Origin of the sequence: Streptomyces durocortorensis, from assembly GCF_016901035.1 — a bacterium.
In the GTDB taxonomy this organism is placed as follows: domain Bacteria; phylum Actinomycetota; class Actinomycetes; order Streptomycetales; family Streptomycetaceae; genus Streptomyces; species Streptomyces durocortorensis.
The window spans coordinates 1-12,261 of record NZ_JAFEUF010000209.1 but is presented as its reverse complement, the minus strand read 5'-3'; the positions used below and the strand labels follow the sequence as shown (position 1 = coordinate 12,261).

The 12,261-nt window shown below is 71.8% G+C and carries 15 protein-coding genes and 2 pseudogenes; 7 read left to right on the top strand and 10 right to left on the bottom strand.

Annotated features, from left to right (window positions below; all coding sequences use genetic code 11):
- Positions 1-107 precede the first annotated feature (107 nt).
- Entirely contained in the window at positions 108-1,115 is a 1,008-nt protein-coding gene (locus JS521_RS28130) for a PHP domain-containing protein (RefSeq protein ID WP_205085773.1), read from the top strand.
- Between the two features lie 127 nt (positions 1,116-1,242).
- On the opposite strand, the gene JS521_RS28125 is transcribed toward JS521_RS28130, so the two are convergent.
- A complete protein-coding gene (locus JS521_RS28125) occupies positions 1,243-1,434 on the bottom strand; it encodes a DUF6381 family protein (RefSeq protein ID WP_205085772.1) in 192 nt (63 codons plus the stop codon).
- Between the two features lie 95 nt (positions 1,435-1,529).
- Positions 1,530-2,053 (bottom strand): annotated as a pseudogene (locus JS521_RS28120) (hypothetical protein); the annotation flags it as partial.
- A 95-nt stretch (positions 2,054-2,148) separates the two neighbouring features.
- Between JS521_RS28120 and JS521_RS28115 the strand changes: the two are divergent.
- Complete coding sequence (locus JS521_RS28115) at positions 2,149-2,331, top strand: DUF6480 family protein (protein WP_205085771.1); 183 nt, start codon at positions 2,149-2,151, stop codon at positions 2,329-2,331.
- Positions 2,328-2,999, top strand: coding sequence for an endonuclease (locus tag JS521_RS28110; protein ID WP_205085770.1), 672 nt, complete (start codon positions 2,328-2,330; stop codon positions 2,997-2,999). The genes JS521_RS28115 and JS521_RS28110 overlap by 4 nt, the downstream gene beginning before the upstream one ends.
- 95 nt (positions 3,000-3,094) lie before the next feature.
- Here JS521_RS28110 and JS521_RS28105 read toward each other — a convergent pair whose 3' ends face one another.
- Both JS521_RS28105 and JS521_RS28100 read right to left on the bottom strand, forming a co-directional pair.
- Positions 3,095-3,274: a hypothetical protein gene (locus tag JS521_RS28105; protein ID WP_205085769.1), complete on the bottom strand. Its 180-nt coding sequence runs from the start codon at positions 3,272-3,274 to the stop codon at positions 3,095-3,097.
- Positions 3,275-3,350: 76 nt separating this feature from the next.
- Positions 3,351-3,740 carry a hypothetical protein gene (locus JS521_RS28100; RefSeq protein ID WP_205085768.1) on the bottom strand — a complete coding sequence of 130 codons (390 nt, stop codon included), beginning with the start codon at positions 3,738-3,740 and terminating at the stop codon, positions 3,351-3,353.
- Between the two features lie 87 nt (positions 3,741-3,827).
- Here JS521_RS28100 and JS521_RS28095 point away from each other — a divergent pair, with 87 nt between their 5' ends.
- Entirely contained in the window at positions 3,828-4,199 is a 372-nt protein-coding gene (locus JS521_RS28095) for a DUF779 domain-containing protein (RefSeq protein WP_205085767.1), read from the top strand.
- Positions 4,200-4,214: 15 nt separating this feature from the next.
- Here JS521_RS28095 and JS521_RS28090 read toward each other — a convergent pair.
- Both JS521_RS28090 and JS521_RS28085 read right to left on the bottom strand, forming a co-directional pair.
- A pseudogene (locus JS521_RS28090) lies at positions 4,215-4,577 on the bottom strand (hypothetical protein); the annotation flags it as partial.
- Between the two features lie 175 nt (positions 4,578-4,752).
- Complete coding sequence (locus tag JS521_RS28085; RefSeq protein WP_205085766.1) at positions 4,753-5,457, bottom strand: LURP-one-related family protein; 705 nt, start codon at positions 5,455-5,457, stop codon at positions 4,753-4,755.
- A gap of 299 nt (positions 5,458-5,756) precedes the next feature.
- On the opposite strand from JS521_RS28085, the gene JS521_RS28080 reads away from it, so the two are divergent.
- Together JS521_RS28080 and JS521_RS28075 are read left to right on the top strand one after the other, a co-directional pair.
- Positions 5,757-7,577 (top strand): sensor histidine kinase, encoded by a 1,821-nt coding sequence (locus JS521_RS28080; RefSeq protein WP_307847965.1) that lies wholly within the window; start codon positions 5,757-5,759, stop codon positions 7,575-7,577.
- Between the two features lie 104 nt (positions 7,578-7,681).
- The gene (locus tag JS521_RS28075; RefSeq protein ID WP_205085764.1) at positions 7,682-8,359 is read left to right on the top strand and encodes a response regulator transcription factor; all 678 of its coding nucleotides are present in this window, start codon (positions 7,682-7,684) and stop codon (positions 8,357-8,359) included.
- 615 nt (positions 8,360-8,974) lie between these two features.
- On the opposite strand, the gene JS521_RS28070 is transcribed toward JS521_RS28075, so the two are convergent.
- Positions 8,975-9,580 (bottom strand): hypothetical protein, encoded by a 606-nt coding sequence (locus JS521_RS28070; RefSeq protein WP_205085763.1) that lies wholly within the window; start codon positions 9,578-9,580, stop codon positions 8,975-8,977.
- Between the two features lie 424 nt (positions 9,581-10,004).
- Between JS521_RS28070 and JS521_RS28065 the strand changes: the two genes are divergently transcribed.
- Positions 10,005-10,244, top strand: a complete 240-nt coding sequence (locus JS521_RS28065) for a hypothetical protein (protein ID WP_205085762.1) — start codon at positions 10,005-10,007, stop codon at positions 10,242-10,244.
- Here JS521_RS28065 and JS521_RS28060 read toward each other — a convergent pair.
- From JS521_RS28060 to JS521_RS28050, 3 genes are all read right to left on the bottom strand, one after another.
- Positions 10,241-10,981, bottom strand: a complete 741-nt coding sequence (locus JS521_RS28060; protein WP_205085761.1) for a hypothetical protein — start codon at positions 10,979-10,981, stop codon at positions 10,241-10,243. The two genes, JS521_RS28065 and JS521_RS28060, sit on opposite strands and share 4 nt — an antisense overlap.
- Positions 10,982-11,051: 70 nt before the next feature.
- Complete coding sequence (locus JS521_RS28055) at positions 11,052-11,246, bottom strand: hypothetical protein (RefSeq protein WP_205085760.1); 195 nt, start codon at positions 11,244-11,246, stop codon at positions 11,052-11,054.
- A 117-nt stretch (positions 11,247-11,363) separates the two neighbouring features.
- Positions 11,364-12,242: a phosphatidylinositol-specific phospholipase C/glycerophosphodiester phosphodiesterase family protein gene (locus tag JS521_RS28050; protein WP_239487947.1), complete on the bottom strand. Its 879-nt coding sequence runs from the start codon at positions 12,240-12,242 to the stop codon at positions 11,364-11,366.
- Positions 12,243-12,261: the final 19 nt, after the last annotated feature.

Below are 12,261 nucleotides of genomic sequence, written 5' to 3'. Positions count from 1 at the left end.
GGCGTGTCCTGAAGCGGCGGGCGGGGCCGGGTGCGCTCATGCTGGTGGGGCGGGCGGCGTGCCCGGCGGTCCGGTACCGGCCGCAGACGCTCCTGGTGGAGGTGGAGATGGATCCCGTCACCGCCCTGCGGCGGATCGCCTTCCTGCTGGAGCGCTCGCAGGCCGCCACCTACCGGGTGAAGGCCTTCCGTACGGCGGCCGCCGCGGTGGACGCGATGGCCGCCGGGGAGGCTGCCGACCGGGTGGCCGCGAAATCCCTGGAGCGCGTGCCCGGGATCGGGCCGCGGACGGCCGAGGTGATCCGCGAGGCCCTGGCCGGAGAGGCGCCCGGCTATCTGGACCGGCTGGAGGCGGAAGCCGCGGCGGAGCCGCCCGCCGAGGGGGGCCAGGACCTCTTCGCCCGGCTGACCGGGGACTGCCATCTGCACTCGGACTGGTCGGACGGCGGCAGCCCGATCGAGGAGATGGGCCGGACAGCCATGGAGCTGGGCCATGCGTGGGCCGTCCTCACCGATCACTCGCCCCGGCTGACGGTGGCGCGCGGCCTGTCGCCGGAGCGGCTGCGGGAGCAGCTGGAGGTGGTGGCGCGGCTGAACGAGGAGTGGGCTCCGTTCCGGCTGCTGACCGGGATCGAGTGCGACATCCTGCCGGACGGCTCGCTCGACCAGGAGAACGAGCTGCTGGAACGGCTCGACGTGGTGGTGGTCTCCGTCCACTCCAAGCTGAGGATGGACCCGGCCCCGATGACACGGCGGCTGGAGGCGGCGGTGCGCCATCCGCAGGCGAATGTGCTCGGCCACTGCACGGGACGGCTGCTGGACGGGCGGGGCCGCCCCGAGTCGCGGTTCGACGCGGACCGGGTCTTCGCGGCCTGCGCGGAGGCCGGGACGGCGGTGGAGATCAACTGCCGTCCGGAGCGGCGGGATCCGCCCCTGCGGCTGCTGCGTACGGCCGTCGCGGCGGGGACGCTCTTCGCGATCGACACGGACGCGCACGCTCCGGGGCAGCTCGACTGGCAGAGGTCGGGGTGCGCCCGCGCCGAGGAGTGCGGGGTGACGGCGGACCGGGTGGTGACGGCCTGGAGCGCGGAACGGCTCCTGGAGTGGGCTGGCTGACCCGCACCCGGCCGCTTCCGTGACCCCGCACGGGCCGGCCCCGGCCCCTCGGACACCGCACGCACGCACCCGCCCCCGGAGGTGTGTGCGTCTCCGGGGGTGGGCGGATGGGCAGGCGTCGCCGCGGCTACTTCTGGGGGTAGATGTCCCCGGCCTCCATGGCGCTCTGCTGCTCGCTCCGGTCCCGGATCGACCGGGACTTCTTCTCCAGCCGCTCACGCTCCTGCGGATCGCTCGCGCGCTCCGCCTCTTCGTGGAGCTGCTGGGCCTTCTCACGCATCTGCCGAGCCAGGTCGGCGGATTCGTCCGAACCGCTCATCACCACTCCTTGGACGCCGGGTACGGGACCTCTGCCCCCAGCGAACCAGCGACCGGCCGCCTCCGCATCCCGCGCGGCCGGGGGTCCGGTCGCCGCTCCTGGACGTCCTCCAGCAGCAGGTCGGCCACCAGGTCGCGGGTGGCGCGGCCGCGGGCGAGCGCGTCGGAGCGTCTGTCCTCCGCCGCCTCCGCGCCGACGGCGAGCTGGGTGGTGACCAGGACGGCGAAGCTCTCGATCGCCTCCGCGAGGTGGCCGAAGAGTTCCTGGAGCAGTTCCGTCACGTCGGCCGGGAACAGGGATTCCCGGTGCGCAGGGCGACCCGGTGCAGCAGCCTCTGTCTCACCCTGGGGTTGAGGGTGAGACTTTCCTCCGCCTGGCGCAGGGAGGCGTCGACCTCCACGATGTCGTGGTCGAGCCCGCGGGCCTCGTGGAGGCTGGCTGCGGCCCGGGACACGGGGTTCTTCCCCACGACCTCCTCACCCATGCTGCGCAGCATCGTGCCCATCCGGGCGGCCAGCGACTCGATGGAGGAGCCGGCCGAGGCGACCCGGACGGGCGGGGCGAGAAGCAGGTTGAACAGGAGGCCGACGACCGCGCCGATCAGCGTCTCCCATCGGCGCAGCGCTCCCCCGGTCCGAGCTCCGCCGTACGGCCCTGCGCCGGGGAAGACCCGGACGGCGTGCGCGGGGCCCCGGTCGGAGAGATCCTGGAGGCATGGCTGTTCTAGTGAATCCCCCAGGAGAGACACCGCCGGCCGAGGGCTCCATCAGCGAGGCCCACGAGGAACGGGCGGACGGAGGACTGTGGGAGCACCCGGGCTTCTGGACCGCTCTGATCGTGCTGGGAGCACTCGTGGTCGCCGGATTCTTCCTCGCCAGGATCTTCGGTTACGGATGAGCGGCGGGGTGTCCGCATCGGCGCGCCGGATCACCGACGCGCTGCTGGAGGAGTACGGGCGGACGTACGCGGCGGAGGCGGGAATCCGGCTGCGCGACACTCCGCAGCCGCTCTATCAGCTCCTGGTGCTGAGCCATCTGCTGAGCGCCCGGATCCGCGCCTCGGTCGCCGTGGCCGCCGCGCGGGCACTCTTCGCGGACGGGATGCGCACCCCGCGCCGGATGGCGGACGCGACCTGGCAGCAGCGCGTGGACGCGCTGGGCGAGGGCGGCTACCGCCGCTACGACGAGCGGACCTCCACCCAGCTCGGGGATGGGGCGCGCCTCGTCCTCGACGCGTGGAAGGGCGACCTGCGCCGGCTGCGCGCGGAGGCGGACGGCGATGGGGAGGCGCTGCGGGCCGGACTCCGGCGCGTCCAGGGGATCGGTCCCGCCGGGGCCGACATTTTCGTACGCGAGGTACAGGCCGTGTGGCCGGAGACCGGGTTCTGGATCGGTGCGAAGGGGCAGCGGGGCGCCGAGCGGCTCGGTCTGCCCACCTCCCCCGGCAGGCTGTCCGAGGTGGCACGCGACCGGGACCGGGCCGCGTTCGCCGCGGCGCTGGTCAGGGCTGCCCTCGACCGGGAGGTCGTCGAGAGGGTCCAGGAGGCGGCCCGGGCAGGGAAGTGAGCCCCGCGAGCGCCGTACGCAAGGTTCCGAGAACACCGGGCGGCGTCGCGAAGGCGCCCTTGCCGTGCGCGACGGCGCGGGCGCCCTCGCTTCTCTCAGCGGTCGGAGGCGCCCCGCGCCGCGCGTGCCAGGGCCTCCTCGCGGCGGGCCTCGGCCTGTTCCTTCCTGCCCTCGGCCTTCAGCCGCTCGTTCTCGAGGGCGATGCCGTCCGATTCCTTGACCATGCCTTTGAGCCTCCGCGCCTTGGCGCGGGCTATCTCGGTGCTCTTTCCCACAGCTGCCTCCATGCCGCGAGGGAGATACGCGCTTCCTCCCTCCACTATGCATACGTGCGCCGTGAAACGCAGGGGGCTACAGCAGTGGATCCTCGTCCTCGTCCGGCCCGCCGCCCTCGACCCGCAGCGCGAGGTCCTGGAGGACGTCGGCCGACGACACGTCGGTCTGCCCGGAGTCGTGAACCTGGGCCAGCATCGTGAACGCGAGGGTGAAGGCGCTCACGAGCTGTTCGACCGCACCGCCGACCTCGCGCCCGACGACGGTGACCACCTCCTCGACGGAGAAGTCGTCGGGGATGGCGATGTGGGGCATCGTCTCGTTCAGCAGGGCGGTGACGGCGCCCGCTCCCGTGTCCAGATCTTCCCGTTCGAGGTCCGCCTCCAGCAGGCGCTGCATTTCGCGCGCCTCTGTGAGGATGCCGATCACGCGCTTCACGACTTCCCGTTGCTCCATGGGCGCGAGCATAGGCCGTGCAACCCGGTCGCAACGTCCGGTCGAGTTGACTTGCGTCCGGTTGTCGCAGCGTCGCCACGGCCGGAAAGGGGCAGGTCCATGGAGTGTGACCCGAAATCGCCCGCCGTCGGACTGACTCCCGCCGCGGCCGGTCTGCTGCGCCGGCTGCGTGCGGACCACGGCCCGTTGATGTTCCATCAGTCGGGCGGCTGCTGCGACGGCAGCGCGCCGATGTGCTACCCGGCCGGTGAGTTCCGTACCGGGGACGCCGATGTGCTGCTCGCGGAGCTCACCGTCGAAGGGATGCCCGAGAGCGTGCCGTTCTGGATGTCGCGGAGCCAGTACCCGGTGTGGGCCCACACCCGGCTGATCGTGGACGTGGTGGAGGGCCGGGGCAGCGGATTCTCGCTGGAGGCTCCGGAAGGGGTGCGCTTCCTCATCCGTTCCCGCCTGGTGGACGGGAACGGATGAGGGGCGTGCTGCCCGTCAGACGGTGTCGCGCACCGCGACGATGCCGTTGAAGACGCCCGCGTACGCCGTGCCGTCGGGGCCGATGGTGATGGGCGCCCAGTTGTTGTCGTACGCGGGTCCGGTGCCGGTGAGGGTGCGCCAGCGGCGCTCGCCGGTACGGAAGTCGACGGCGGTCAGGTACCAGGCGTCGATGCCGAGGGCGTTGGGCTCCTTCTCGTAGAAGTAGAGGAGCCCGTTGGCCGTGGACAGTTTCGGCACGGTGGAGGGCGAGCGGACGGCGCTCTCCCACACCGTGTCGCAGCCGCTGCCGTCGGGCCGTACGTCGATCCGGGTGGCACCGCCGACGACGCTGCGGCCCAGCAGCAGGGAGGTGGGGTTCTAACGAGGAGGGTTTCGTGAGGCCGGGCGGCGGATGGTGCGTGCGATCGCAAGCCGCCGGAATGGTCTCGTAGCGGAGCTACCAGGGCATTTCGGCAACGCCGCGAGCGTGCGTGCCAGGCGCCGCCCGGCAGACGGCAGTCTGACGACACCCCCTGGCGGGCATTTATACGCGTCAGTCCACTTCCAGGGCGTCGAGGGCCAGCGTGTGGGCGATGGCGAGGCGGCGGTCGATGTCGGGCGCGAGGATCTTCAGGACGTACCGGGTGTGCAGCCCCAGCTTCTTGGTGACCGTCATCAGTGGCTTGCCGCTCTCGGTGTACTCGAAGCGATAGGGCCAGATGAACGGCACGTATTCGAGATACGGCACGAACTCCCAGACGAACCGGACGAAGGCCACCACCCAGCTGCGCTCGCGGCCGGTCAGCTTCATCGTCCCCGGCTGGCGCACCTGCCATGTCCTGCGGAGGAAAGACGCTCCCGCGTCCTCGTGGAACGACCCGAAGGACTGGCCCGAAGCGTCCCGCACGTCGTACATGTAGCCCACTTCGTGGTCGCGGCCCTTGAAGGCGGCGACAACGGACTTCCTGGACGCGTCCGTATAGACGGTCATCTGTCCCCTGAGCGACAGCCGCTTCTCGCGTGCGTAGGCGATGGGCTCGCCCTCGGAGCCGTCCGGCCGGGCCACGCTCACCACGTACTCGCCGGCCGTGAGGCTCAGTTTCTTCTTGATGACGAAGGTGTCGTGGGACTGGATGTCCGGTGCTTCCGCGGTGGTGGGGTCCGGGGCTGAGGCGCTGGTGGCCTTGGTGAGGCTGACGGCGCTCTTGTCCTTCTCCGCGCACGTTCCCGCACTCGACCCCGTGTCCGTGCTGTCCATGTGGCATCTCCCGTTGTCCCCGCGGCTCCGTTTCGGTCCGTCCATCGTCGGCCGCGCGACCGGCCCGGCGCAGTCTCCGGAAGTCGCGATCCCGGGCGACGAAAGGGGTCGACTTTCGTCGTACGGTGGCACGACGCTCGGCCGATGCACGCGTTCTTCCCGGGGGGCCTACCGTCGGTCAGGTGTATGCGGACAGGGAAGTGGATGCGGATGTGAGGGCGGGTACGGATGTGGGAGATCGACGGGTACGTTCCGCCGGGCTCGCCGTTCGGCGCCTCCCGCGGCGGTTGACCGGCGGTGTGCTCTGGAGCCCCGCCCGTATCGTCGGAGAGGCGGTGCTCGCCGTCACCCTCGCCGGGCTCGCCACGGGCATCGACGCGTGGGGGGACACCCTCGACGCACGGACCGTGCTCCTCGCCGGGGCGATGGCCCTGCTGGCGCCCGCGCGCCACGCGCTGCCCGCGACCGTCCTGATCCTCTCCGCTCCGCTGGCCGGAGGGTGGAACGTCATGGCCTCCGTGCTGCTGGTCTGCGCCGCCTGGTCGGCGGGGCGGCGGGTCGCGGAACCGTGGCGGGTGGCCGCCGCGTTCGGGGCCGCGTCTGTGCTCCACACCGTCCCGGGCCTGTACCACGACATCGCTTCGGGGGCCGCGCCTGTGCTGGCCGTCACCCTCGGGTGGAACGTCGTGACATTCCTGACCCTGGCCGTGGTGCCGGCCCTCGTCGGCCGCTACCGGGACCAACGGCGGCGGCTGCTTGGCGTGTTGTGGCAGAACAATCAGCAACTCCAGCGCGAGCAGGCGATGGTGGCGCGTGAGGCGCGGTTGCTGGAGCGCAACCGCATCGCTCATGACATGCACGACAGCCTCGGCCATCAGCTCGCCCTGATCTCCGTGCACGCGGGCGCGCTTCAGGTGGACCCGGAGCTGACCGGAAACCAGCGGGAGGCCGTACGGATCCTCCGGGGTGCCTCCGTCGCCGCGATGGCGGAGCTGCGGGCGGCGGTGGGGGTGCTCCACGACGAGGCGGAGTTGCGGGAGCAACAGAACGAGCAGCAGTACCAGGGGCGTCAGTCTCACCAGGGGAATCAGGGGGAGGTTTCCTACCGGGAGTACGGGGAGCACCGGGAACACCAGGTGCAGCCGGCAGGCGGCGGTGCCTCGGTGCCGTACGCGCCCCGTACCACCGCCGCCATCGACGGCCTGGTCGAGTCGTCCCGGGGCGCGGGCGCGGCGGTGTCGCTGGACCGGAGCGGTGTCCGGCGGCCGTTGGCGCCCGCCGCCGACCACGAGGCGTACCGCATCGCCCAGGAGGGGCTGACCAACGCCCACAAGCACGCGCCGGGCGCCCCGATACGCCTTGCCCTGCGGTACGAACCGGACAGCCTGGTCGTGGAGGTCACCAACGGGCCCGTACCGGGAGGAGCGCCCGAGGTGCCGCCGGAGATCAGCGGCGGTCAGGGGCTGAAGGGGCTGCGCGAGCGGGTCGGCCGGGTCGGCGGCATGGTGCACACCGGGCCTACCGAGGACGGCGGCTTCCGCATCGCGGGGATGCTGCCGTACGGGGAGGAGAGCAAGGCGGGAATCGGTGCGGAGGGCCGGGCGGGCAATGGTGCCCGTGGAGCGGGCCCATACGGCGCGACCTCCGTCGTACCGGCTCGCGACGTTCGGGGGCAGTGGCGTCCGGGGGCGGTGGACGACGGTGGAACGGTCATCAACGGGGCCGATCCACAGAGGGAGTTCACCAACGTCATGAGTACCAGGAAGAACGTCGCCATCGGCTGCGCCGTCACCGCAGTCGTCCTCGTCGCGGGCGTCATCGGCCTGGCCGTCTGGGGGGTGGGCGTCATGACGGAAGAGGTGAAGAAGGCAGACATCTCCCCGAGCGTCTACGAGGACGCGAAGGTCGGGGACGCCGAGGCGGACATCCAGGCCAGGCTCCCCAAGGAGGACTCGTGGCTCACCTCCGACCTGGCGGACCAGGGGCCCGAGCTGCCCGAGGGAGCGACGTGCCGACACTTCACCTCCAAGGACGACCAAGGGGTCGACGAACTCACCGTCTTCCGGTTCTGCTTCCGGGACGGGAAGTTGGTCTCCAAGGTGACGTACAAAGCGAAGTGAGGCCGGGCTTCGTGCGGCGGGTCGGCCGGTACAGGGCATGATGGCGGGGCCACTCCGTCCGTTCTCCTTGACAACGTCATGACCAACACCGCGCAGGAGGCTGTGTGATCCGGGTCCTCGTCGCCGACGACGAGCCGCTCATCAGGGCCGGCATCAGAATGATCCTCACCTCGGCCGACGACATCGACGTGGTCGCGGAGGCCGGGGACGGCCGCGAGGCGGTGGAGAAGGCCCGGGGCGGAGGGGTCGACGTGGCGCTGCTGGACATCCAGATGCCGGTGATGGACGGGCTGACGGCGCTGGTCGAGCTCAACCGCGCCGCGCCGAAGGTACGGGTCCTGATCCTCACCACCTTCGGCGAGCGGGACAACGTGCTGCGGACGCTCGGCCACGGCGGTGCGGGGTTCCTGCTGAAGGACTCCGCGCCCGGCGAGCTGATCCAGGCGGTGCGGGCCGCGGCGGCGGGCAACGCGTATCTCTCACCCGCGGCCACTCGGCATGTGGCGGACGCGCTCTCCGCCACCGGGGCCACCACGCGCGGGGAGGCCGCCCGGCGCCGACTCGACGGGCTCACCACCCGGGAGGGCGAGGTGCTGGCGCTGCTCGGGGAGGGGCTCTCCAACGCGGACGCGGGGCGGCGGCTGCATATGAGCGAGGCCACGGTGAAGACGTACGTCAGCCGCATCCTCACCAAGCTCGACTGCGACAACCGTGTCCAGGCCGCCCTCCTCGCTCGCGACGCAGGGATCCAGCCCGGGGGACTTCAGCCGCGCGGGCACTGAGCCCCTTCCGACCTGGCAGCTGTGAACGCGAGTTGGACGCTCCTGCACACGACGAAGCTCCTGGTGGACGGATCCTCGACCAAGATCACCCGCGCCTGCCCGGAACTTCGCGCGCTTGACCCGAGCGGTCCCGCCGGGCCGGCTGTCCGTGGCCATGGATGCAAGGACTGCCCAGGGGCCAGGAGCGAGCACACGGGGCGTCAGGCAATCACGGCGTTGAAGGCGGCGACTACGCCCACTGCCCACGTGTCAGCGTGACGTTGGAAAGGGCTCAATAACGGTCCTGCAAACTGGCTGTCGCCTTGATTCTGGCAGCAACGGCTCGACCAGAGCCCACAACTCATCGTCCACGATCCACGGTCGAGTACCCACACCCTCACGAACGGCCGAATCATCACACCGGTAACGCCCTATCAGGACGATTCAGCAAGATCGTGCCACGAGCTCCAAGAGACCACCTCATGTGGCGAGCCTGCGGTAGCGGATGAGGGTGCAGGCGATGCTGATGAAGGCAAAGTGGTCGCCGCCCGCGGAGCAGGTGCGCTCGACAGCGGCGCGCTGGGGTTCCTGCCGCGCCGCTGTCGAGCTGTGGTCAGCTCTCGGCGAAGCCCTGGGTCAGTGGAGCTTGTTGACGGCGGTCTTCGTCGTGGTGCGGAAGGCGGTCAGCGGGGCGTCCTCGAGGTCGCCCATCCGGCCCCAGCGGACGAGGGTGACGGTGCGGCCGTCGCGGCCGACGGAGAACAGGTGGATGTCGGAGATGCCGATCTGCGGGTCGGCGGTGTCCAGGCTGTAGACCCAGGCGCCCTCCTCGACGGCGAGCTTGCCGTGGGAGGCGCTGACGGCCTGCAGGCCCGGGTTCTGCTGCTCCAGCAGGGGGCCGCAGCCGGCGAGGGCACCGCGGAGGGTGTCGACCAGCTTCACGGCGTCGGCCTCGGTACGGGCGACGGTGGTGACCTGGACGCCATTGGTGTCGAGCTCGGTGCTGAACTCGCGGTAGCGGGTGTTCTGCGCCGGAATCTTGTACGGGGCGCAGAGGACGCCGCCGTTCTCCGGGACGCCGGTGAAGACCTGGGTGGCGGTCCACGGCGTCGACGACGGCGGCATCTGGGAGGCGGCGAGGAAGGCGGGCTGGGCAGCGGCCTGCGCCGGGCCTGTGGCGAGAGCCGCGAGGCCCAGTGCGGCAGCGGCAGCGGTGGCGAGTGCGGAGCGGAGCTTGTTCATGGTGATGGATCCCCCGTCGGGTCGTTCGTTCGGTCAGTGCTCAACCAGCGTGGGGCCCGCGCCCGCCGACTGCAACGATCACGCGCCCACCAGCCGTCCCTAACCCATTCCACCCCCGCTGACGTGCAAGGACGTGAAAGGTTGGAATGCAGGGTCGAGGGGGGTGGAACGCCGAAGGACGCCGCCGTCGAGGAGTTCGCGGGGCTCGTGCGCGCGCTGAAGGCACGGGGCGGGAGGAGTTACGAGGCGCTGGGCCGCCGACTGTGCGTCAGCGCGTCCACCCTCCACCGCTCCTGCTCGGACGCGAGCGTCCCGGAGGAGTTCGGCGTGGAGCACCCAGCGGCGGCAGCGCACGGCCGGCGACCCGCCGTTCGGAACACCCCCGCGCCCGCGGGAAGCACACGAGGTCGAATCCGTCAGGGCCGTGGAAGAGGTCCTGCTCCGGCTGAAGGAGTTGTTGTTCCCGTCGATCGCGGACGTAGCGGTGCTGTCGGTGGACGTGAATATCGCGATAGTGCGCGTTGACGCGCAATACACCGGCGACGGAGCCGTGTGCCCGGTCTGCGGCGCCCGCTACGACGAACGAGCCCGCCACTGCCAAGCCCTGGTCACCATCGCCTGCCTACGACTCCGGCTCCCCACCGACATGGCGGACACCCCCTAGCGTTGCGGGCGCTTCGGGCGGGAGCGGTTGTCCTTCATGGCCCGGCGGATCTCCGCGGCCGTGGAGCGTGCGTGCTCCGAGGTCGCCGTGTGGTCGGCGACCGAGGTGACGAAGCGGTGCAGCGGCTGCCGGCAGTGGGCGCACGGGACGTCGGTCGTGAGGTGGTAGCCGTCCTCGCACAGGGGGTCGGTGCAGGAGCCGGGCCGCAGGAGCTGTTCGGCGATGTCCTGGGCGCTCCACCGGCGGCGGCCGTCCTCGTCCAGCTCACCCAGCGCGTGGGCCCAGCGGAGGTTCCAGCGCCGTTCGATGCGCTCGCGGAGCTGGGCGGCGCTGCGGACGGCGATCTCCTGGTGGATGAGGTCGTGGACGGTGCTGGGCACCCTGCCCCCGAGGGCCTGGAGGAGCTGGTGCGGCAGGGCTTGGAGGACGTAGCCGCGGGGGTTGCCCCGGGCGTTCTCCCGCCAGCGGTCGCAGGAGCAGGAGCCGTCGGGGCGCTTGGGGGCGTGGCAGCGGCCGCACAGGCCGCGGCACTCGGCGCAGAGCCCGCCGTCGAGCCCGTCCAGATGGGGCGCGGGCGCCCGGCCGCACTCGTGGCAGCAGGCGGCGCACGGCCCGCAGAGCCGCTCGTTGCCCGCCTTCGTGGTCCAGGTCCGCATCTGGCACCGGCAGCACAGGGCGGTGTTGCAGTGCTCGTGGTGCGCGGCGCCCGAGTGCCGGCCGGAGGGCGGAAAAGACATCTGCCCATTGTGCGGGATGTCCGGTGCGCGTGCGGACGGTCCCCTCGTACAGGGCCGGCGCCAGGAGTCGTCAGGGGTGCAGGCTGCTGACCAGGTCGGCGGTGGCCCCGACGCCGTCGTGGATGGTCGGCGCCATGCTCGTACCGGCCAGGAAGAAGCCCAGCAGAAGGCAGACCAGGGCGTGCGAGACCTTCAGGCCGCCGTTGCGCAGAAAGATCGCCGCGAGGATCACCAGGAGCAGTACCAGTGAGATCGAAATAGCCATGACCAACCTCCTCCGCCGCGCCTGATTTGCGGCTTTCGGCCGCCAGTGTGGCGTAACGGAGGGGCCGTTCGGCGCACTGGCGTGTGGGCCGAACGGGTACTTCAGCGAGGCCGCGCGTTACGGGGTCGCAGTGGTGTTCCGCCGGGCGCGCAGGAAGCTTTCGAGCCCTGCCAGGTCGTCGGTGTTGAGGTGGTCGACCCCGGCGGCGAGCAGTTCGGACCAGACGGCCTCACGTTCGGGGCCCGGCAGGTCCGGGGTGGCCCAGAACCGGATGCGGCGGCCTTCGCGGTGGGCGATGGCGACGAGGGTGCGGAGCCGGTCGCGTTCGTCGCGGGGGAAGGGGCCTGCACCGAGCCAGCCGAAGCTCTGGGTCCAGTTGGCGCTGACGAGCGGGGCGAAGGAGGCGGGGGCCGGGGTGCCGAGGTCGTCGAGGCGGCCGTCGTAGAAGGCGAGGCGCGTGCGCTGGGCCTCCATGGGGGCCCGGGCGGCGCGGTCGCCGGAGATGACGGCGGTGACGGCCTTGGGGACGACGCGGCCGTGCTGGTAGCGGGTGATCATGCGGTGGTGGCGGCGCAGTTGCCGGTCCAGCTCGTGGTAGGCGGCGACGCCGTCGGCCTTGATGTCGATGAGGAGCTGGAGCGGGGCCCGGTGGTACGGGTGGACGCTGCCGTGCCCGGCGCGTACGAGGGCGGCGAGCGGGTCGAGGTAGAGCGAGGCGAGGGTGCGGGTGGGGTCGAGGGTGGCGGGTTCATGGGCGACGAGCAGTTCGCCGTCGACGAGGAAGATGTCCGCCTCGACGCTGGTGAAGCCGTGGGCGAGCGCGTCGCGCAGGGGGCGCGGGTGGAGGTAGTCGTTGTGCGCGTGGGCGTGGCGTAACGGCCGTGGGCCGCGCGGGCGGGCGGGCGCGGCGCCCCCCCGCGCGGGGGGGGGGGGGGCCCCCCCGGCGGGGGGGGGGGGGGGGGGGGGGGGCGCGCGCCCGGGGGGGGGATGGGCCAGGGGGAGCCCAGAGCCGGCG

Excerpts from the sequence above, each read along its gene's own strand:
- JS521_RS28115 (WP_205085771.1), top strand. The coding sequence starts at position 2,149 with ATGGCTGTTCTAGTGAATCCCCCAGGAGAGACACCGCCGGCCGAGGGC.
- JS521_RS28055 (WP_205085760.1), bottom strand. The coding sequence starts at position 11,246 with ATGGCTATTTCGATCTCACTGGTACTGCTCCTGGTGATCCTCGCGGCG.
- JS521_RS28100 (WP_205085768.1), bottom strand. The coding sequence starts at position 3,740 with ATGCTCGCGCCCATGGAGCAACGGGAAGTCGTGAAGCGCGTGATCGGC.
- JS521_RS28130 (WP_205085773.1), top strand. The coding sequence starts at position 108 with ATGGATCCCGTCACCGCCCTGCGGCGGATCGCCTTCCTGCTGGAGCGC.
- JS521_RS28125 (WP_205085772.1), bottom strand. The coding sequence starts at position 1,434 with ATGAGCGGTTCGGACGAATCCGCCGACCTGGCTCGGCAGATGCGTGAG.
- JS521_RS28110 (WP_205085770.1), top strand. The coding sequence starts at position 2,328 with ATGAGCGGCGGGGTGTCCGCATCGGCGCGCCGGATCACCGACGCGCTG.
- JS521_RS28095 (WP_205085767.1), top strand. The coding sequence starts at position 3,828 with ATGGAGTGTGACCCGAAATCGCCCGCCGTCGGACTGACTCCCGCCGCG.
- JS521_RS28070 (WP_205085763.1), bottom strand. The coding sequence starts at position 9,580 with ATGAACAAGCTCCGCTCCGCACTCGCCACCGCTGCCGCTGCCGCACTG.
- JS521_RS28060 (WP_205085761.1), bottom strand. The coding sequence starts at position 10,981 with ATGTCTTTTCCGCCCTCCGGCCGGCACTCGGGCGCCGCGCACCACGAG.
- JS521_RS28085 (WP_205085766.1), bottom strand. The coding sequence starts at position 5,457 with ATGGACAGCACGGACACGGGGTCGAGTGCGGGAACGTGCGCGGAGAAG.